General features: G+C 36.6%; 16 protein-coding genes. 4 read left to right on the top strand and 12 right to left on the bottom strand.

Annotation, left to right across the window (positions count from 1 at the left end):
- Nucleotides 1-88 precede the first annotated feature (88 nt).
- On the bottom strand, nucleotides 89-508 hold the full coding sequence (locus tag AsAng_RS04050; protein ID WP_264791506.1) for a nucleoside-diphosphate kinase: 420 nt from the start codon (nucleotides 506-508) through the stop codon (nucleotides 89-91).
- A gap of 354 nt (nucleotides 509-862) precedes the next feature.
- On the opposite strand from AsAng_RS04050, the gene AsAng_RS04045 reads away from it, so the two are divergent.
- A complete protein-coding gene (locus AsAng_RS04045; protein WP_264791505.1) occupies nucleotides 863-2,707 on the top strand; it encodes an FAD-binding protein in 1,845 nt (614 codons plus the stop codon).
- A gap of 95 nt (nucleotides 2,708-2,802) precedes the next feature.
- Here AsAng_RS04045 and AsAng_RS04040 read toward each other — a convergent pair whose 3' ends face one another.
- Complete coding sequence (locus tag AsAng_RS04040; protein ID WP_264791504.1) at nucleotides 2,803-4,308, bottom strand: SLC13 family permease; 1,506 nt, start codon at nucleotides 4,306-4,308, stop codon at nucleotides 2,803-2,805.
- 332 nt (nucleotides 4,309-4,640) lie between these two features.
- Here AsAng_RS04040 and mqnB point away from each other — a divergent pair, with 332 nt between their 5' ends.
- Nucleotides 4,641-5,330: a futalosine hydrolase gene (gene mqnB / locus AsAng_RS04035; protein WP_264791503.1), complete on the top strand. Its 690-nt coding sequence runs from the start codon at nucleotides 4,641-4,643 to the stop codon at nucleotides 5,328-5,330.
- Nucleotides 5,331-5,413: 83 nt separating this feature from the next.
- Here mqnB and AsAng_RS04030 read toward each other — a convergent pair whose 3' ends face one another.
- Nucleotides 5,414-6,097, bottom strand: a complete 684-nt coding sequence (locus AsAng_RS04030) for a carboxypeptidase-like regulatory domain-containing protein (RefSeq protein ID WP_264791502.1) — start codon at nucleotides 6,095-6,097, stop codon at nucleotides 5,414-5,416.
- A 136-nt stretch (nucleotides 6,098-6,233) separates the two neighbouring features.
- Nucleotides 6,234-7,574, bottom strand: coding sequence for an RIP metalloprotease RseP (gene rseP / locus AsAng_RS04025; RefSeq protein ID WP_264791501.1), 1,341 nt, complete (start codon nucleotides 7,572-7,574; stop codon nucleotides 6,234-6,236).
- A 511-nt stretch (nucleotides 7,575-8,085) separates the two neighbouring features.
- On the opposite strand from rseP, the gene AsAng_RS04020 reads away from it, so the two are divergent.
- Complete coding sequence (locus AsAng_RS04020; protein WP_264791500.1) at nucleotides 8,086-9,315, top strand: hypothetical protein; 1,230 nt, start codon at nucleotides 8,086-8,088, stop codon at nucleotides 9,313-9,315.
- A gap of 7 nt (nucleotides 9,316-9,322) precedes the next feature.
- Nucleotides 9,323-9,922: an acyltransferase gene (locus AsAng_RS04015; RefSeq protein ID WP_264791499.1), complete on the top strand. Its 600-nt coding sequence runs from the start codon at nucleotides 9,323-9,325 to the stop codon at nucleotides 9,920-9,922.
- A gap of 83 nt (nucleotides 9,923-10,005) precedes the next feature.
- Here AsAng_RS04015 and AsAng_RS04010 read toward each other — a convergent pair whose 3' ends face one another.
- The 8 genes from AsAng_RS04010 to AsAng_RS03975 all read right to left on the bottom strand — a co-directional run bounded on the left by AsAng_RS04010 (nucleotide 10,006) and on the right by AsAng_RS03975 (nucleotide 17,949).
- Nucleotides 10,006-10,431: a c-type cytochrome gene (locus tag AsAng_RS04010; RefSeq protein WP_264791498.1), complete on the bottom strand. Its 426-nt coding sequence runs from the start codon at nucleotides 10,429-10,431 to the stop codon at nucleotides 10,006-10,008.
- Nucleotides 10,428-10,922, bottom strand: a complete 495-nt coding sequence (locus AsAng_RS04005) for a c-type cytochrome (protein ID WP_264791497.1) — start codon at nucleotides 10,920-10,922, stop codon at nucleotides 10,428-10,430. The genes AsAng_RS04010 and AsAng_RS04005 overlap by 4 nt, the downstream gene beginning before the upstream one ends.
- Before the next feature lie 131 nt (nucleotides 10,923-11,053).
- Nucleotides 11,054-11,653 carry a riboflavin synthase gene (locus AsAng_RS04000; RefSeq protein ID WP_264791496.1) on the bottom strand — a complete coding sequence of 200 codons (600 nt, stop codon included), beginning with the start codon at nucleotides 11,651-11,653 and terminating at the stop codon, nucleotides 11,054-11,056.
- Nucleotides 11,654-11,670: 17 nt separating this feature from the next.
- Nucleotides 11,671-13,176, bottom strand: coding sequence for a GH3 auxin-responsive promoter family protein (locus tag AsAng_RS03995; RefSeq protein WP_264791495.1), 1,506 nt, complete (start codon nucleotides 13,174-13,176; stop codon nucleotides 11,671-11,673).
- 675 nt (nucleotides 13,177-13,851) lie between these two features.
- Nucleotides 13,852-15,573, bottom strand: coding sequence for a T9SS type A sorting domain-containing protein (locus AsAng_RS03990; RefSeq protein ID WP_264791494.1), 1,722 nt, complete (start codon nucleotides 15,571-15,573; stop codon nucleotides 13,852-13,854).
- A gap of 85 nt (nucleotides 15,574-15,658) precedes the next feature.
- A complete protein-coding gene (locus AsAng_RS03985) occupies nucleotides 15,659-16,552 on the bottom strand; it encodes a T9SS type A sorting domain-containing protein (RefSeq protein ID WP_264791493.1) in 894 nt (297 codons plus the stop codon).
- Nucleotides 16,553-16,582: 30 nt separating this feature from the next.
- Nucleotides 16,583-16,915 (bottom strand): hypothetical protein, encoded by a 333-nt coding sequence (locus AsAng_RS03980; protein ID WP_264791492.1) that lies wholly within the window; start codon nucleotides 16,913-16,915, stop codon nucleotides 16,583-16,585.
- Nucleotides 16,916-17,142: 227 nt separating this feature from the next.
- A complete protein-coding gene (locus AsAng_RS03975; RefSeq protein ID WP_264791491.1) occupies nucleotides 17,143-17,949 on the bottom strand; it encodes a WG repeat-containing protein in 807 nt (268 codons plus the stop codon).
- Nucleotides 17,950-17,965: the final 16 nt, after the last annotated feature.

Below are 17,965 nucleotides of genomic sequence, written 5' to 3'. Positions count from 1 at the left end.
TAAAAGATATAGCCAGCTGTACAAAATAATGCAAAAAAAAGCGGTCTCGAATAATCGAGACCGCTCTTTTTTTTTGTGTTATATTCTCTTAGAATTGCTCAACACCACCAAAGTGGAAGTTACCTTCAATTTCAGCATTTTCGTCAGAATCAGAACCGTGAACAGCATTTTCACCAATGCTTTTTGCATATTTTGCACGGATAGTACCTTCAGCTGCTTCAGCTGGATTGGTTGCACCAATCAAAGTACGGAAATCAGCAACAGCATTGTCTTTTTCTAAGATTGCTGCTACAATAGGACCAGAAGTCATGAACTCTACCAATTCGCCAAAGAAAGGTCTTTCTTTGTGTACAGCATAAAAAGCTTCTGCACCTGCTTGCGTCAATTGAGTCATTTTCATTGCAACAATTCTAAAACCTGCTTCATTGATTTGGTTTAAGATACCTCCAATATGACCTGCTTTTACAGCGTCAGGTTTGATCATTGTTAGCGTTCTGTTAGTAGCCATTTTCCTACGTTTATTTTGTTATTGTATAAATTTATTTTTTCAGTTTTTAAGCTTGGCGCAAAGCTACTAAAATTAGTGGATTAAGTCTAATTGTTAGTAAAAAAAATAATCCTTTACAGTCAATCCTAAATCACCTATAAATAAATCTGCGAAGTTCTCATTTTATTATTGGGGCTTTTTAAGTTGATCTTAAACTTCTATAATTCATTTACAAATCTTACAATCTTTTCGATAAACATATTATTTATTGTTATAAATAAAATAAATAATTTATATATTTATAACAATAATACTTCATTGCTTTTAATTCTTATATCAACTTTCAATTCACAATTAAAATTTTACGTACACAACATGATTACAAAAGATCATCCAACAAACAAAACCTTAGAAATAGGTTCTGATGGCTTTTACCATCCAACAACAGAAGATCAAATTATAGAGCTCATCAAAACAGCACAAACAGAAGGGCTAAAAATCCGAGTTCGTGGTTCTGCCCATTCTGTAAAAAAAGCCATTTATACCAATAGTCCCCCTACTCCTACAACAGGCATCAACATTATGCTAGATCAATACAGGGCTGTATTCATCGACTCAGAGAATATGACGGTTACTTGTCAAGCAGGTGTTAATTTAGGAAAAGATCCCTATGATCCAAGTGGAACGTCTACCGTTGAAAACAGTTTGTTGTATCAACTAGACCAAGCAGGCTTAGCACTCCCTGACTTAGGAGGAATTCGGCATCAGACCGTTGCTGGCTTTTTGGCAACGGGTTCTTCTGGTGGGTCGTTAAATTACGACTTAGGCGATAGTATTGAAGCCATCCGCTTAATTGATGGAACGGGATCTATCCATACGTTTAGCAAAACAGATCCAGACCCTAGTAAATTTTATGCAGCGGGTGTCTCAATGGGACTATTAGGGATTGTTACTCAAGTTACTTTTAAATGTACCGAACGTTATCATATCATGGGGTCTGAAGCCATTACCACTTTAGTTGATGCAGAAATGGATTTACTGGGCTCAGGAACAGCCACCCACCCCAGTTATGAAGATTTTTTGCGAAACGCACCTTTAGCTGATGGAAGTAGAAACCCACAGTTAGCAGAATATTCTCGTATTCTATGGTGGCCCCAAAAAGGTGTTAACCATATTGTCAGTTGGAAAGCTCATCGTATGATCGCTAGTGACTATACTAGTCAAACAGGAACTGCTGAAGATTTTAACCGCCGTCCTTATGTTGAGATGGGATATTTGGTTACCGCTGAAAAACTTCAACAATTGCCCGTTGACATTTTTCTAAAATTGGATTATTTTGTCAATCAACACGAAGAACAATTCCTGCAAATCATTGATCAAGTAAGGGGAATTATCATGCGACAAGATCATGAAAAGGCACTTCAAATTTTCCAATTAATTAATGATAAAACAGCACATCTAAGTAGCCAAAATAAAAATAATATCCCTTATGAACAGGCAAAAGAATTGGCTGATAAATTAACCCGCATGTCTGAATTGGTGCTACAAGCTTTGGGGGGCTTGTTCTACTTGCTCATTGGGCATCGAAATGCTCCATTAGAGGATCCATGGAAGCAAATTTTTGATCAACTTTTTGCCGATATGGATGCTTTTCAAAATTTTTACCCTTCCATTCTTAAGAATGTTTTTGTCAAATTAGATGGCGATGCTGGACCGCAACAATTTTGGGATACTTGGTGGCAAGGTTTACCCATGGATAATCAAATAGACGACCACTTATTGCCAACTTGGTTTACTGAAATTTGGATTCCAGTTGATCAAACGCAGGCTGTTATGAACAAGATGAATGATTTTTTTGAACAAGCTAGCTTTGATGAAACGGATACCTTCTCCTATGAGTTTTATGCCACCACTAAAAGCAAGTTTTGGATGAGTCCATCTTATGACAAAGATGTTGTGCGGGTAGATGTATTTTGGTTTGGGTCTAATTATGAACAGCCAACTGACCGTTTCTATCCTCAGTTTTGGGATTTGTTAAAAGATTTTGATTATCGACTGCATTGGGGGAAATTTTTAGTCCAAAACACGCCTTCTGTTCCCAGCAATTATATAGAGCAGCAATATCCTAAATGGAACGATTGGATGAATATTCGTCAAGAACTAGATCCTAACAACTTATTCTTAACCAATTACTGGAAAACGCACCTAAATATAAGCTAATACTATTTTAACGAAATGCTTGCTGCCTATTGGATTATATTAGATGGATTTTCCTTCTTTTAAAGTATCGAATAGGCAGTTTTTCTGCATTCCAACTACAAACTCCCATACAAATCAATTCCAAAAACAAGCGGCATAACCACATAAACATAGAGCGAAAATAAAAGAATCGAGAGTAAATTCAACCAAATCCCTGCCTTAATCATGTCCCCTATTTGAATATAAGAAGAACCAAAAACAATCGCATTTGGCGCAGTGGCAATTGGCAACATAAAGGCACAAGAAGCAGCGCAAGTTGCTCCAATCATCAAAACATAGGGATGTACTCCAATCGTCATGGATAAGGAAGCTAAAATGGGCAAAATCATAGAAACTGTAGCCACATTGGAAGTGATCTCTGTCAAAAAGTTAACGGCAGCTATGAGCAACAATAGCAATAAAAACAGTGGCAAAACGCCCAATAAGCTAATTTGTGTGCCAATCCAAGCTGCCAATCCTGTTTTGTCGAATCCATTGGCTAAGGACAGCCCTCCCCCAAACAATAAAATGACTCCCCAAGGTATTTTTACCGCCGTTTCCCAATCTAAAATTGTAGCGGGGCTATCGTCAAGGTCATCTAAGGAGGTATCAACGACTTCTCTATTGGGGACGCTGTTTTTCGTTGGTATAATAAACAGACTAATCGCTCCAATAATGGCAATGATGGTATCGGTTAAATGCGGAAAAAATGGATTGAGTAAGAACGATCGAGTCATCCAAGCCAACGCAACTCCCCCAAAAACGGCAATCACAACTTTTTCTTCATAGCTCATCCCTCCCAAGTCCCGTTGGTAATTCTTTATTTTATTTAAACTCGTTGCGCTGTCCTCTTCCTCAAAAGGGGAAAGATCAAAGCCTATATTTACCAAATAATACCAACAAATGAATAATAAAACAACAGCAATAGGCATGGCAAACAACATCCAAGCCGCAAAAGAAATTTCAACGCCGTATTTTTCAGTAACCACCCCTGTAAAAATCACATTGGTTGGCGTTCCAATCAAGGTTGCAATTCCTCCAATAGAAGCCGCATAGGCAATCCCTAGGAGCAATGCCTTGGCAAAGGTATGGTCTGCTTTTGCTAGATGCTTTGTTTCTAGTTGTTTAACAATAGCAATTCCTATAGGAACCATCATAATGGTGGTGGCTGTATTGGAAATCCACATGGACAAAAAGCCTGTCGCAACCATAAATCCTAAAATGATAGACTTGGGCGCACTTCCTATTTTTGCAATAATTCCCAATGCAATTCGCTGGTGCAAATTCCAACGCTCAACCGCTGAGGCAATCATAAAACCTCCCACAAAAAGAAAGATAATTGGATGCCCATAAAGACCACCTGTCTCTTTTATCGTCATGGCTCCTGCCAATGGAAACAAAACCAAGGGCAAAAGTGCCGTAACAGCAATGGGAACGGCTTCTGTCACCCACCAAATTGCCATCCAAAAAGTGGTTGCCAAAACTGCTTGTCCTCTAGGAGATAAACCTTCGAGATCCATCCCCAACAAAATCAAAAAATATAAACTAGGTCCCAGCAATAAACCAATTTTTTGTTTGTTCATGTTTGTATAATTTTAGGTAAATATGTTATCCTCACTTATTTTTTTTACTTAATAACAATGGAATACTAAAAAATAATTGCCCTTTGAAGTAGTTAATAGGATATTAGTTATAAGTAGAAAGTCGTAAGTTATTTATTATCAAAATAAAACCTTACGACTTTCTACTTATAACTTACGATGCATATAGTTTCACAGATCGTAATTGCTAAGAGCTTATCACAAAACTTATCAAAGAGCCTTTTTTTTACAACTTCTCTTACTGCTATTCCTTATTTTTAGGAAAAATACTACTTTTATGCCTCTTCACGCAATTAAAAGATTTAACAATTACTATGAAACTACTTCTTGTAAGTGCCACCGAGTTTGAAATTATGCCCTTATTAACGTATTTAAACACTAATTTCAAAAACAAAGAGAACAGACGTTTTTTTTCTAAAGAGATTGATATTCATATCTTAGTGGCTGGCGTGGGTCCCATACACACTACTTTTGCATTGGCTACGGTACTTGCTCAACACCAGTTTGATTTGGTGCTTAACTTGGGAATTGCAGGCGCTTTTAATCGAGCCTTAGCCATTGGGCAAGTATTGCAAGTTATCAACGACCGTTTTGCCGATGTTGGGGTTGAAGAAGCCAATGGTGCTTTTACGGATTTATTTGAATTGCAATTAGTAGATTGGAACGAAGCGCCTTATATCAATGGCAAATTATATGCTCCCAATACCGAAAATAAATTCTTGCCACAGGCAACTGCTATTACGGTCAATAAAGTACATGGGTCGGCTGAAAGCATCCAAAAAATTGAGGCTAAATATCCCGCAGATTTGGAATCTATGGAAGGTGCTGCGGTCTTTTATGCTTGTTTGCAACATCAAATAGATTGCCTGCAAATTCGCTCTATTTCTAATTATGTAGAACCTCGAAACAAAGACAACTGGGACATTCCTTTAGCAATTGACAACCTCAATAAAGTAGCCATTGAGTTGATTGAAACTTTGTCTAGTCCCAATACAAACCAATAGCATTTTATCTTGCTCCAAAACGCAAAAGGGACGCTTTGGCATAGCCAAAGCGTCCCTTCGTTTATCCTATTAAAAGGGTTGATTTATCGTTGGTTTTCTCCTTCTAATATTTTAATCATTTGCTCCTCTTTAGCGCTGTGCTTTTTCTTCTTCCATTGCTTAAAGAATTTCCCCCAAGCAATAGGATCAAAAATAGATTGTGGAGCTTGTTGCCCTTGATAAGAATAATCGCTTGCTTGTTGACGCAGGTATTGAATAGAGTTTTCTCGCCCATCCATACTGGTATTGTTAGCAACTGCCAACAACTGATTTCGCTCTAAATTCTCTTTAGCAATCGCCTCTAATTGACCTGCACGGTTAGGTTGCATTGCCAAAAACTCAGCCGCTAAGTTATCACGATCAGGCCAAGGGAATACCGTCACCTCATCAATATTAATTGATGCTGGCATTAATTCCACCTTAAGGCTATGATACATTCCATCAATATCTTCAGGAATCACAATCTCTCTGTCTTCAAAACCTACCGCAGAAAAAGTTAGTGTTTGCCCCTTTTTAACAACAATTGAATACATCCCTTCATAATTAGCATAAGTTCCACGAGTTGTTCCTTTGACCGCAACCGTAACAAAAGGCACATAAGCATATCTTGCATTTTCTCCCTTGGTTACAATCAATCCATACACCTCTACAATATCAGATTGTTCTTGTGCAACGATCGCAAAAGAGAAGAATCCAAATAATAACGCAAGAAGATATTTAGTATTCATAATTTAAATTGAGTTATGAGGCTAATTAACAACATCTGCTAATTCCCCATGTTTTATAATGTTTCTATTCTTACTTTCTTAAACGGAAAACAAGTGTATGAAGTTGGCATTTTAACACTTTTCTAACAGAACAAATTTAAGATGGAAAAATCAAGCCATAAATGTCTAAGCCATTGGCAAATAACAACAGCCCTAACAATAAGACAATTCCCACTACCTGAGCATACTCCAATACCTTTTCATTAACAGGTCTACGTGCTACAATTTCAAACAATAAAAACATAACGTGTCCCCCATCCAGTGCAGGAATTGGCAACAAATTCATAAAGCCCAAAATCAAAGACAAAATAGCCGTCATTCTCCAAAAATGTTCCCAATCCCAATAAGGAGGAAACATTTGACCAATGGCAATAAAACCACCTAAACTCTCTGTAGCCTTGATCCTTCCTGTAAACATTTGACCAAATGCTTTGATTTGTGAGGCCAAAAAGTTATAACTTTTAGATAAGGCAACAGGAAACGATTGAAAAAAACCATATTTGATGCGTCCAAATTCAAAATATCGTTCTGGACCATAAGTCCCAGCGCCAATTTGTCCTTTTTCGGTTGTATGTATGGTTAAACTTTTACGTTCTCCTTTTCTATAAAAATCAACCACAACATCTTGATCTTTGTGCTGTCTCGCCAATGCTCTAAAATCAGAGAAAAAGGGAGTTGGTGTATTGTTAAAACCAACAATTGAATCTTCTTTCTCTAGTCCTGCTGCTTTTGCTGGCATATCCTTAGAAACACTACCAATCACAAAAGGCACTCGTGGTTCAAATAAACGCAATTTTTTCTTGCTGTGTTTCGGCAATTTTAATACTGTACTATCGGGAACTCTAATCGTCACTTCTTTGCCATCCCGCATTACTTTTAAATCATAGATTTCATCCAATAACATTTTGCTTGTTACGATCCCAGAGTTAAATTTTTCAAAAGGTTCGTCACCAATTGCTAATATTTTATCTCCATCTTGAAGCCCCATTTCTTTGGCCAAAGAAGAACAAGCAATGCCATGTACTGCATTTTCATTGGGTAAATATTTATCGCCATAAACCCAAGCCAACATAGCAAAAAGGAAAATCCCTAAAATAAAATTCACGGTTACCCCGCCAATCATTACAATCAAACGCTGCCAAGCGGGTTTAGAACGAAACTCCCAAGGTTGCGGAGGTTTTGCCATGGCTTCACGATCCATGCTTTCGTCAATCATGCCTGATATTTTGACATACCCCCCTAAAGGCAACCAGCCAATCCCATATTCTGTTTCTCCTATTTTCTTTTTATATAAAGGAAACCAAGCATCAAAAAATAAGTAGAATTTTTCGACTCGCATTCCAAATTTTTTGGCAGTCCAAAAATGTCCAAACTCATGTAAAGTAACTAATATTGACAAACTCAATAAGAGTTGCATTCCCATTATAAAATATCCCATTGCTGTTGTTTACGCTATTATTTTATTAATTTTTGTTCTTAAAATCCTAAGTCAAGAAAAAAATATTTTATATTATATATAACTTTAGTCTTGTTTTTTTTATTGCCAAAAGAGCAATATACTTTTTAATTATTAATAGTTCGGTAATGACTACTGATTTATAAGCTTTTAAAGGCGCTCCCTTTACTCACTAAACACCTACAAATCAACCCAATAAGGTTTTTCACCGAACTAATGAACGATGCAAAATTACAAAAAGAAATCAACTCTTGCGTAGGATTTTTTAATTAAGTGTAGCACTTTTCCAAAATTAGTCCATCTTAGACATCTCCTAGGTTCACGCAAGAACTCATCCAAGATATATAACTGTTCTATGCGCTTATTATTCCTTTGGCTAGACTGTTAAGTTAGTAAGAGGTATTCATTTACTTAAGTCTTTTTGTTCTAAATTAAACAACTCTAGTTCTCAAATGATCAAACAACTCCTCATTTTATTTTCAAAAAAAACACTATGCGTTCTTTATTTTTTTTATTGTTGATGGTATCTCAATCTCCGTTGATTTATGCTTACAATTCTAAATTACCTCCTCTGGCTATTTATGCTAATGAGCTTAATGCCATGCTAGGTCGAACAATAACACTAACCCTACAAGATGGTGATATTAGCATCATAGATAATGTGTGGGAAGCTGAACTAGTTGAACAAACACCGACCTCCCTTGCTCTGCAAACGGGCTGGAATGGCACAGGTGGCGGCGAACAAAATACCTTACATTTTGTCTTATTAGAAGGTGGAGCTACTCCCACTGTCCTTCTGATGAATGTACACAGCCACTATTGGCGGCAAGACATGGAATCATTTTCGGAAGACCAAGCAGCCTATCACGATGCCATTTTAGCATTAGAGCAAGAGCTCATTGCTGCGGGGGCAGATAAGGCACTCGCAGACAACATCTATGAACGAGATCATATGCGATCGGAGATTAAATCTGTTTACGGTTACAATCCAGCCCTAACACTTGCTGTTTGGAAAAGAAATAAAGCGCAACAATGGACTAATATTAGTGCCCATACCTTTCCTTCTAAGATGACCACAATCGTTACAGAACATCTTCCGTTTTTTGAATTTTCCTATCAACAATCATCGCAAGAAAATGAAATCGAGGGTTATCACCTCAAAGAAAAAAGTTACTCTGAACAAGGACTCAACAACAATCGCCCCAATTGGAAAACTTGGTTTGGCACAGAAGACTTAGAAGCGATAAGTTCTAGTTTTAATCCTTCCATAAACGGCAAAAATATTGAGTTGCACTATTCTAAAAATGCTCCTATTATTTGGGAGTGGAAAAATTCAAGCTATCAAATCAAAGCACTTCCTCGCAAAACAACATGGCTTAATTCGCCTTGCACCAATTTTAATTTTAAAACGGAAGCAAGCCACCTTTTTGAAGGGAGTATTGGAAAAAACAATCCAATTAAAATGCAAATTACAAGCAGACCTAAAGGAGATAAATTGGAAATAAGTGGAGAATATTGGTATCTTAAGCACCCTAAATCAAAATTTCCTATAGAGGGGCTTATTTCAAGTCAAACTGCTCAAAAAATTACCTTTTATAGAATGAAAAAAGGGAAAATAAGAGAATCCTTTGATTGCTTTTTTAGCAACTGTACTTTTCAAGGTTGGTGGCAACATCAAGCTTCAAAAAACATTCAACCATTTGAACTAATTTTAATAAAATAAATCCATTATGTTCTACGAATTTAACGGTTATAAACCTGTTGTCCACGAAACTGCTTTTGTTCATCCACAAGCCAATGTTACAGGCAATGTTATTATTGGTGCCAAGGTTTATATTGGTCCTGGAGCCGTTCTGAGAGGCGATTGGGGTCAAATTATTATCGAAGATGGCTGCAATGTCCAAGAAAACTGTGTGGTGCATATTTTTCCTGGCAAAACAGTGTACCTAAGAGAAGGCGCACACATTGGGCATGGTGCTATTATTCACGGTGCAACGGTAGGAAAAAATGCTTTAGTAGGCATGAATGCAGTGCTAATGGATGATGTAGAAGTTGGAGACAATTGCTTAATTGGAGCGCTGTGCTTTGTTCCTGCCAACACCAAAATTCCAAACCAAAAACTGGTGGTTGGCAATCCTGCCAAGATTATCAAAGACCTTTCGGATGAAATGGTCAACTGGAAAACAGAAGGCACTGCTCTGTATCAGAAACTTCCACTAGAATGTCAACAAACGCTTAGAGAATGTGAGCCCTTGAGATCGGTTCCTGAAGATTTGAAAGTACAAGATTATGCCGCCTACAAAACATGGCATGAATTAAAACAATCTTAAGCCTCTTTCTATTTTTTTTAGGGTAAAAAAGGGTAATTTGAAAATGGATAGCAAATCGTAATTTTCAAATTACCTTTCTTCTTTTAATTATTTTTTGCCCCTTTTTCCTCAATAAATGCCAATATTTCTACAATATCAGCACTATCTAAGTCTGGGAATGCGGTCATTTCGCTAGCCCACAAAGCTGCTACTTCTACAGCACGAGGATGATTGTTATTAATCAACTCCTGAGGGTTCTGAATGAATTGTATCAATTCACTGCGTTTTTCCCAACGTTCTTCTACCCCATATAAAGCGGGACCTGTCATATCATCCACCATATTTATATTATGACAAGCAGCACAGTTATTCAAAAATAACCTTCTTCCTTTTTTGGAAGTGGTATTTAGTGTTGTGGGTGTTGAGCTAATTGTTGGAGCTGTAACGGGGGTTGAATCTGCACCACAACTAATCAATAGTAATAGCCAAAAACTAATTCCCACCGAGCTTAATTTAAATAGTGTTGTCATTTGTATTCTATATATGCTAAGATTTGGCTAATTTGAGTAGTATCTAGGTTCGGAAAGATTACCATTTCAGAAGCAGCCCAATCTTTCATGGCAACTGCTCTGGGATGCCCTTCATCAACCAATTCTTGATAATTTTGAATCCAACGATATAAATCGGTTCGTTTTTTCCAGCGTTCTGTTACCCCATACAAAGCAGGCCCTGTCATGTCCGACACCATATCGTTATTATGACAAGAAGCACAATTTTCTAAAAATAAGGTTTTTCCTTCTCGAATTTCGTAAGACATTTTCCCGCTTGTTTGCATACAATTTCCACAAGTAATCACAGGCTCAGATTTTGTTCCACACAATCCGTAGTTTTCTTGCTTATCAAAGCCATTAGATAAACCTTCCTGTAAAACCATTCCCGTTAGCAAAACAAAGGCAACTCCAATCAAAACCCCTAAGTTGGTTAGACGGTTTAAGTGACTAAACATTTCTTGTTGATTCATGTTATTTAGTGTTTATTATACTTCATTTAACAATAAATTTTATACACTAAAATAAACTAGTTCAGCCACTAATGCCACTCAGCCCCTTTAATAAAATCAACATAGAATTGTTCTATATTAGACCTTATTTTTTAAACTTTTCCAGCATACAATTTGGCATATTTAGCAATGTATTTTCCTAAAATATCAAATTCAAGATTCACCGCATCACCAATTTTCATATGTTTGAATACCGTTTCTTCAAAGGTATATGGAATAATTGCTACTGAAAAGTGATTGGGAGTAGGATCAACTACGGTCAAACTCGTTCCATTCACACAGATAGAACCTTTGTCTACCAAAAGATGTTCCTCTGTTTCTTCATATTCAAAGGTAAAATACCAACTTCCATCCACCTCTTTGATGCCTACACAAGTTCCTGTCTTATCAACATGCCCCTGTATAATATGCCCATCCAATCGAGCATTATAAACCATCGCTCGTTCTAGATTCACAGCCGTACCGACCTTCCAAGCTCCCAAGTTCGTCTTTAATAACGTTTCTTCGATAGCCGTCACGGTATAAGTATTGCCCTCAATAGCCACAACCGTCAAACAAACCCCATTGTGTGCGACACTTTCATCAATGTTGAGTTCTTTAGTCATTTCGGCTGCGATGGTAATGTGCACATTAGTGCCTTCTTTTTCAATTTTTTGAACCGTTCCTAGTTCTTTAATAATTCCTGTAAACATTATTAATTATTATTACTTTATTTCTTAAGAATATATTGCTCCAATACAGTAGCAATTTTTCGATTATCGGCAAGTCTAGGCACCTTGTTTTGCCCTCCTAACTTACCAATAGACTTCATGTATTTTCGAAATGCGTCTTTTTGCAAAGGACGAATTTTTAGTGTTTGTAGCACTCCCCCTTCTATTAGATCTTTGTAATAGATATTCTGTGCTTGCATTTGCTGATCTACTGCTTGCTCAAAGATAGCTAAATTTTCAGGCATTTGATCAAAGGCAACAAACCATTCGTGATAAGGTGTTTCTTGATTGGGGGGATTAACTTGTGGTGCTACGGTAAATTCTACAATTGGAATATTGTGCTGTGCCGCTACAGACAACAGGGCTGTTTCTACTTCTTTAGCAATGACATGTTCTCCAAAAGCAGAAATAAAGTGCTTCACCCTGCCAGTCACAACAATTCGATAAGGGTTAATCGATACAAATTTAATGGTATCTCCTATTTTATAACCCCAAAGCCCTGCGTTGGTATTCAAAATTACAGCATAGTTAACCCCTATTTCTACCTGTTCTAATGCTAATCGGGTAGGCTGTTCCTTTGACATTTCCTCTACGGGCACAAATTCAAAGAAAATTCCAGAGTTAACATTCAGCAACAGGGCATTATCCTCCTGTTGATCCTGAAACGCTAAAAAGCCCTCAGAGGCAGGATAGGTTTCTATACTTGGAATACGTCCACCAACTAAGGTTTCTAATTTAGCTCGATAGGGCTCAAAATTCACCCCGCCATAAACAAACATAGAAAAATTTGGAAAAACCTCTAGCACTGTTTTTTTTCCTGTATACTCCAACAGACGCTCATAATACATCTGCACCCAAGGAGGGATGCCACTAATCAAGCGCATATCTTCCTTAGCCGTTTCAATGACAATTTGTTCTAATTTAGTTTCCCAATCTTCAATGCAATTAACGGCATAAGAAGGCATTTGGCTTTTTTTGAGCCAATTGGGAATTAGATGATTAGAAATTCCCGACAGACGACCTGTTGGTATGTCATAATGTGGCTCTAAAGTTGGGCTGCCCGACAAAAAAATCATTTTACCATCCATAAAATCCACATTTCCTGTTGTTGCGATATAATGAAAGATGGCATTACGAGCGGTTCCAAAATGATTGGGGATGCTTTGTTTGGTTAATGGAATAAATTTGGCTCCAGAAGTAGTCCCAGAGGTTTTGGCGTAGTACTTGGGCATTCCTTTCCACAAAACATTAGATTGACCTGCGTTAATTCGATAAATATAAGGCTTTAAGTCTTCATAATCTGCCAAGGGCACCGCTTTCTTAAATTCCTCGTAATTTTTGATGGTATGAAAATGATGTTCTTTCCCAAATAAGGTGTGCTTTCCCGTTTTTAATAAGGATTTAAGGAGTTGTTGTTGGTACTTGATGGCATGATTGGCATCTCGTTCTACCTTTTTAGAAATGACCTTGGCAAGTTGGTAAACAATCTTTGTTTTTATTGACATTAGTAGCAGATAATCGTGTATAAAAGTATCTTTTTATTAGTCCGAAGATACAACATCTAGCTCTAAAACAAAATAAGGAAATAAAGTTTGAAAAGTTGGCTATAAAGTCCAGCCTTTTTTTAATTCAAAAAAAAACTCTTCCAACTATTACTAGAAGGAAGAGTCCTAAAAACCCAAACAAATAAACACAAAGATAAAACGAAGATAAACATATTTTTTAGAACTTTTAAAGAGTCCAACAAAATTTTATACTTTTTTTCAACAAAGCACTAATTCAACTCCAATAAAACGTTCATTTTCAGCTCATATCATTTAAAACACGTCTTACCTCAGGTTACATTTTATGTATTTTTTCATATACTAATTCCTGCCTTTGTAAGAATTATGTTTATAAAGTTTTTTATTATATTACAATCATTCTTTTGCTTTGTACTTGCCCTATATTGGTCTGAATGATGTAATAATTAAGTACCCTCAGGTAGATCATAGATAGAGATTTAAAGAAGATTAAGTGTTTTATTTTTCGTTCTTTGACAAATCATACACGATTTACTTAACTGCGCTGCTAGGTTAGCTAGTGCGCTAGCGCTTATGAGCTCCCTGAGGTCGGTTTGTTATCACTCGTGAGCCAGCAACCTGGGTTCTCTGTGGTCGTGATAGAGTTGTCAAAGAACCTTATTTTTTAATTATTTTTTGCTGATAAGACTGCCCTTTTTCATCGTTTAAGGTCAAAAGATATAAACCAGATGGTAAATCACTCAAATCTAAATCTATCTCTGTTTGGTTGTTTATCCTTTTGCTACGAATCAGTTGCCCCTCTAGATTGTATATTTCTACCCCTTTTAAGTTCGTCTGGGCTTGAATATGAATATTATTTGGCGTAGGATTGGGAAAAACATTGAGTGTTAAACTTTTAGTCCTGTGTTTTTCTACACTCGTTGTTGTCTCATTCATTTTTAACACAAAAATATCCTCTCCTCCTGCTGAGGCTAAATAAGATACCCCTTGATTAGGATCAAAATCAACACTTCCTTCAAACGTTCCTGCTAGGTAGATATCATTATTATAAATAGACATCGCTTTACCATAGTCCGCACCAGTTCCCCCTCCCGAAGAGGCCCATTGTCTAGTCCAAGCTAAATTGCCCGCTGCATCCAACTTAGTCATAAATATATCTGACCAACTATTTGCCGTAGCTGTCAACACATTAGGCCCTGGGTCAAAATCTACCGTATTACTAAAAGAACCTCCTATACAAACCTCCCCTGTACTCGTAATACAGATGCCTTCTATTTCTTGCCCTCCTACATTCTTTGCCCAAACAAAATTACCACTGGCATCCAATTTAGTAAGAAAGCCATTATAAGAAGTTAATGAAGTGGTTAAATTATGCAGTGTAGCATTACTAGGGTCACAGTCAATCGTTCCAGAAAATTCCCCACCTATATATACTGCCCCAGCATTATCCAACGCAATAGATTTACTACGCTCTGACGAGGTACCACTCAACTGCCTCGCCCAAACTAAATTGCCCGATGCATCTAACTTAATAACAAATACATCCGAATTGCCATAAGAGGTTAAGAAAGTTGTGCTCGGTCCAGGGTCAAAATCCACAGTTCCATGAAAATTTCCAGTTATATAAATATTTCCAGATGCATCCGTTGTCATTGCAGTACTTTCATCATCTTGTGTACCTCCCATGCTCTTTGCCCATATTAAATTCCCTGAATAACTAAACTTACACACAAAGATGTCTTTATTGCCATTTGAGCTTAAATTAACAGTAGCAGCGCTAGGGTCAAAATCGTCTGTTCCTGAAAATTTTCCAGTAACATAAATAGCAGCCCCCAATAGACTATAAGCTTCACTAAAAACAATATCATACTCATAATTACTACTGCTAAAATTCTCTCCAAAGTTTTTGACAAAAACAAAATTACCATTTGAGTTATAACGCGCTATAAAGACGTCTCCTTCAAAATTATTCCCATTAACAGTATTGGGTCCTGGGTCAAAATCTACCGCTCCAGATCCTGAAATTTCACCAATAATTACTATGTCGCCATAAGTATTAACAGTAATAGATTTTCCATGTCCGTAAGAGTAAGTACTTCCAATTTGATGTGCCCAAACAAAGTTTCCGTTAACGTCCAACTTGGTTATAAATATATCCATATTACCCGCTGCTGTCAAATTATAAATATTGGGTCCTGGGTCAAAATCTACGGTTCCGTAAAAATGCCCTACCATATACATATTACCAGCAGCATCATGAACCATATCATCAACGATTTGATCCCAAGTTCCTCCTATTCCTTTTGCCCATTGAAAAGTTTGAGCAGATGTAGTTAAGTGAAAAGTAATCAAAAATATATTTAGAAGTATTGTTCTCATTTTTTTAAAATTTAGGCTAGGATCTCATTGGTGCTTTAAGCAAACAATCATCCAAATTTTAATTAATTTTATATCGTAGGTGAGTTTATTTTACTACGATCATTTTTTTGCTTTGTACTTGCCCTATATTGGTCTGAATGGTATAATAATAAGTACCAGCAGGTAAATCTTGGGTAGAGATTTGAAGGTGATCAAATGACTTGTCTACTTGATAGCTTTTTAGCTCAATACCACTGGTATTGTATATTTTTAATGTGCCCCTATCGGCTTCTTCTGGCAATTCATATCCAACAACGGTATAGGTTGTACTAGGATTGGGGGCATTTTGTTTAAGCACTACACCACTATTGGCTTCAGTATATCGAGCTCCAGTTGTTCCACCACAAGGATCACACATTAACGTTCCAGGAAGATTGTAGACATATATATTCGGACCAACCGTATTTTTAAGAATCATTTTACTTGTCCCATCACTAGCATTTATAATACTACTAGGCGTATTGGTATGTTGTAAATAATAGGTACTTGTCCCCTTTATTCCAGTATCATCTTGCTGAAATAAAACACTGCCATCCTCATTAATAATAGCAATAGCAGTAACTGTTGTAGAGCAGCCAGAAGTAAGGCAGGCTTGATAATGAAGCATAAATTCAACCTCATTATCGGTATCAAATAAACCTTCTTTTACATAATAGAAATAAGCCGCATTAAAGTGTGGAAATGCAACAGGGTCATAAAGGTCAGATGGAGTATTTACAGTAATTGTTTTGTATATAGAATGATCCAAATTGTATAATTTTAATTCTAGATTCCCTTGGTCAAATATTGCATACTTAGTCCCTGCACTTTCTAAAAGTACAGGTTGCATATCTTGATAACTATTGGTAATCGAATACGTATTATCCAAGGTAATTTGTGCTTGGCAAGTACTATAAGCAAACCAACATAGCAGCCCGATAAGTAATTTATTTTTTAACATAATTAAGGTTCATTTTTATAACTTAGAAATTTAATAGCGTACACTAACACATTTACCCGTCGGGCTTTTTTTGGAACAGGTCGTTCCTAATAGAGAACCCGCACAATAACTGCATTTTTTAGCTTTGGGGACAACACAGGTTCCTACTGGGCTTTTGGAACAAGAGGTTCCTGCATAACTGCCACCACAATAGCTGCATTTTCCTTCACGGACAATAATACAAGTTCCGACAGGATTGCTAGATTTAGAGCAGGTTGTACCAACATATTGCCCATTGCAAAACTCGCATCTGCCACTCAAAAACACAAAGGAGAATAAAAGGCAGGAGGTCATTAAGAGGGTTATTACTTTTACTACGTTCATTATTTTTTTGTTTAAAGGTTAGTAAATTGCTTGTTTTAGGTAAGTAATGAATCTAAATTATTGATAGTTTATTCGAGCAATCTTTTTAATCTTAACTGTGTTGAAAATACTCGCCATAGCTAAGGCTATGACTGTGTTTTTCGCCTTGTTAATATCAAAAATCTTTTACTGCAAATTCTATAAATAATTTTGCCCCATTACTTAAACAGTTTTAGGGTTTAGATTTGCTAAATTTTTTCAATGTAAACTCGATCATAAATCGTTGGAATAATTTCTTTTCCTTCTGAACTATAAATGCCCCACTTATTGTCTTTGATGACAATAAAATAATCTAGAATATTGCCCATTTGTACAATACGGTCATAACGAATAGGTATAATTATCTGCTTAGACTCAGAATCTTGTAGGCCTTTTTCATTTTTTTCATTCGTAACTAAATCTGGCTTTTCCTTTCTATCATATTGGGATTTATAATAATCGTTCAAATTCAATTCTGACGCAAAGCCCATATGAACTGCACCAAAATCATACGATTTATTGTGCTCATAATCCATATCCAACTTCTCTCCCTTAGCATTTATATAATAGGTAGCGTCTCCCTCTTTTACAGCAGCTCGGTCATTGACAAAATAGGTAACGTCGTCATATTTATGGGCAATGATGACATCTCCAGCTTGGTTATAAAAGCCCCACTTATCCTTTTTTTTCATAGGAAATAATTGGGTGCTTGCTGACCACAGTGCTGGAATTTCATCTATTCCTGTAATTACTTTTTTGTAGTCCTTGGGAAGAAAAACACTGTGGCTTCCTTCTTCGAAAACAAGAATCCACTTCCACTCATTTAAATAAGCAGAATTATAAGATTTGTCTAAAACCTTATCGCCAGACTCATTTAGTACATAGTCCTCATATTTTCCATCTTTTGTTTGATTTTCAGCAAAAAAAAGGTAGTGCTCCTGAGCGATTACCGATGAAAAGCTAATGAATAGAAACAATAAAACCCTTAAGCCATTTTGGAGGATAACAAGCATCATTTTTGAACGATTTTGA

Source organism: Aureispira anguillae, assembly GCF_026000115.1.
Lineage (GTDB): Bacteria > Bacteroidota > Bacteroidia > Chitinophagales > Saprospiraceae > Aureispira > Aureispira anguillae.
The sequence above is the reverse complement of the archived record's forward strand: the minus strand, read 5'-3'. Positions and strand labels throughout refer to the sequence as shown.

Excerpts from the sequence above, each read along its gene's own strand:
- AsAng_RS04050 (WP_264791506.1), bottom strand. The coding sequence starts at position 508 with ATGGCTACTAACAGAACGCTAACAATGATCAAACCTGACGCTGTAAAA.
- AsAng_RS04045 (WP_264791505.1), top strand. The coding sequence starts at position 863 with ATGATTACAAAAGATCATCCAACAAACAAAACCTTAGAAATAGGTTCT.
- AsAng_RS04040 (WP_264791504.1), bottom strand. The coding sequence starts at position 4,308 with ATGAACAAACAAAAAATTGGTTTATTGCTGGGACCTAGTTTATATTTT.
- mqnB (WP_264791503.1), top strand. The coding sequence starts at position 4,641 with ATGAAACTACTTCTTGTAAGTGCCACCGAGTTTGAAATTATGCCCTTA.
- AsAng_RS04030 (WP_264791502.1), bottom strand. The coding sequence starts at position 6,097 with ATGAATACTAAATATCTTCTTGCGTTATTATTTGGATTCTTCTCTTTT.
- rseP (WP_264791501.1), bottom strand. The coding sequence starts at position 7,574 with ATGGGATATTTTATAATGGGAATGCAACTCTTATTGAGTTTGTCAATA.
- AsAng_RS04020 (WP_264791500.1), top strand. The coding sequence starts at position 8,086 with ATGCGTTCTTTATTTTTTTTATTGTTGATGGTATCTCAATCTCCGTTG.
- AsAng_RS04015 (WP_264791499.1), top strand. The coding sequence starts at position 9,323 with ATGTTCTACGAATTTAACGGTTATAAACCTGTTGTCCACGAAACTGCT.
- AsAng_RS04010 (WP_264791498.1), bottom strand. The coding sequence starts at position 10,431 with ATGACAACACTATTTAAATTAAGCTCGGTGGGAATTAGTTTTTGGCTA.
- AsAng_RS04005 (WP_264791497.1), bottom strand. The coding sequence starts at position 10,922 with ATGAATCAACAAGAAATGTTTAGTCACTTAAACCGTCTAACCAACTTA.
- AsAng_RS04000 (WP_264791496.1), bottom strand. The coding sequence starts at position 11,653 with ATGTTTACAGGAATTATTAAAGAACTAGGAACGGTTCAAAAAATTGAA.
- AsAng_RS03995 (WP_264791495.1), bottom strand. The coding sequence starts at position 13,176 with ATGTCAATAAAAACAAAGATTGTTTACCAACTTGCCAAGGTCATTTCT.
- AsAng_RS03990 (WP_264791494.1), bottom strand. The coding sequence starts at position 15,573 with ATGAGAACAATACTTCTAAATATATTTTTGATTACTTTTCACTTAACT.
- AsAng_RS03985 (WP_264791493.1), bottom strand. The coding sequence starts at position 16,552 with ATGTTAAAAAATAAATTACTTATCGGGCTGCTATGTTGGTTTGCTTAT.
- AsAng_RS03980 (WP_264791492.1), bottom strand. The coding sequence starts at position 16,915 with ATGAACGTAGTAAAAGTAATAACCCTCTTAATGACCTCCTGCCTTTTA.
- AsAng_RS03975 (WP_264791491.1), bottom strand. The coding sequence starts at position 17,949 with ATGATGCTTGTTATCCTCCAAAATGGCTTAAGGGTTTTATTGTTTCTA.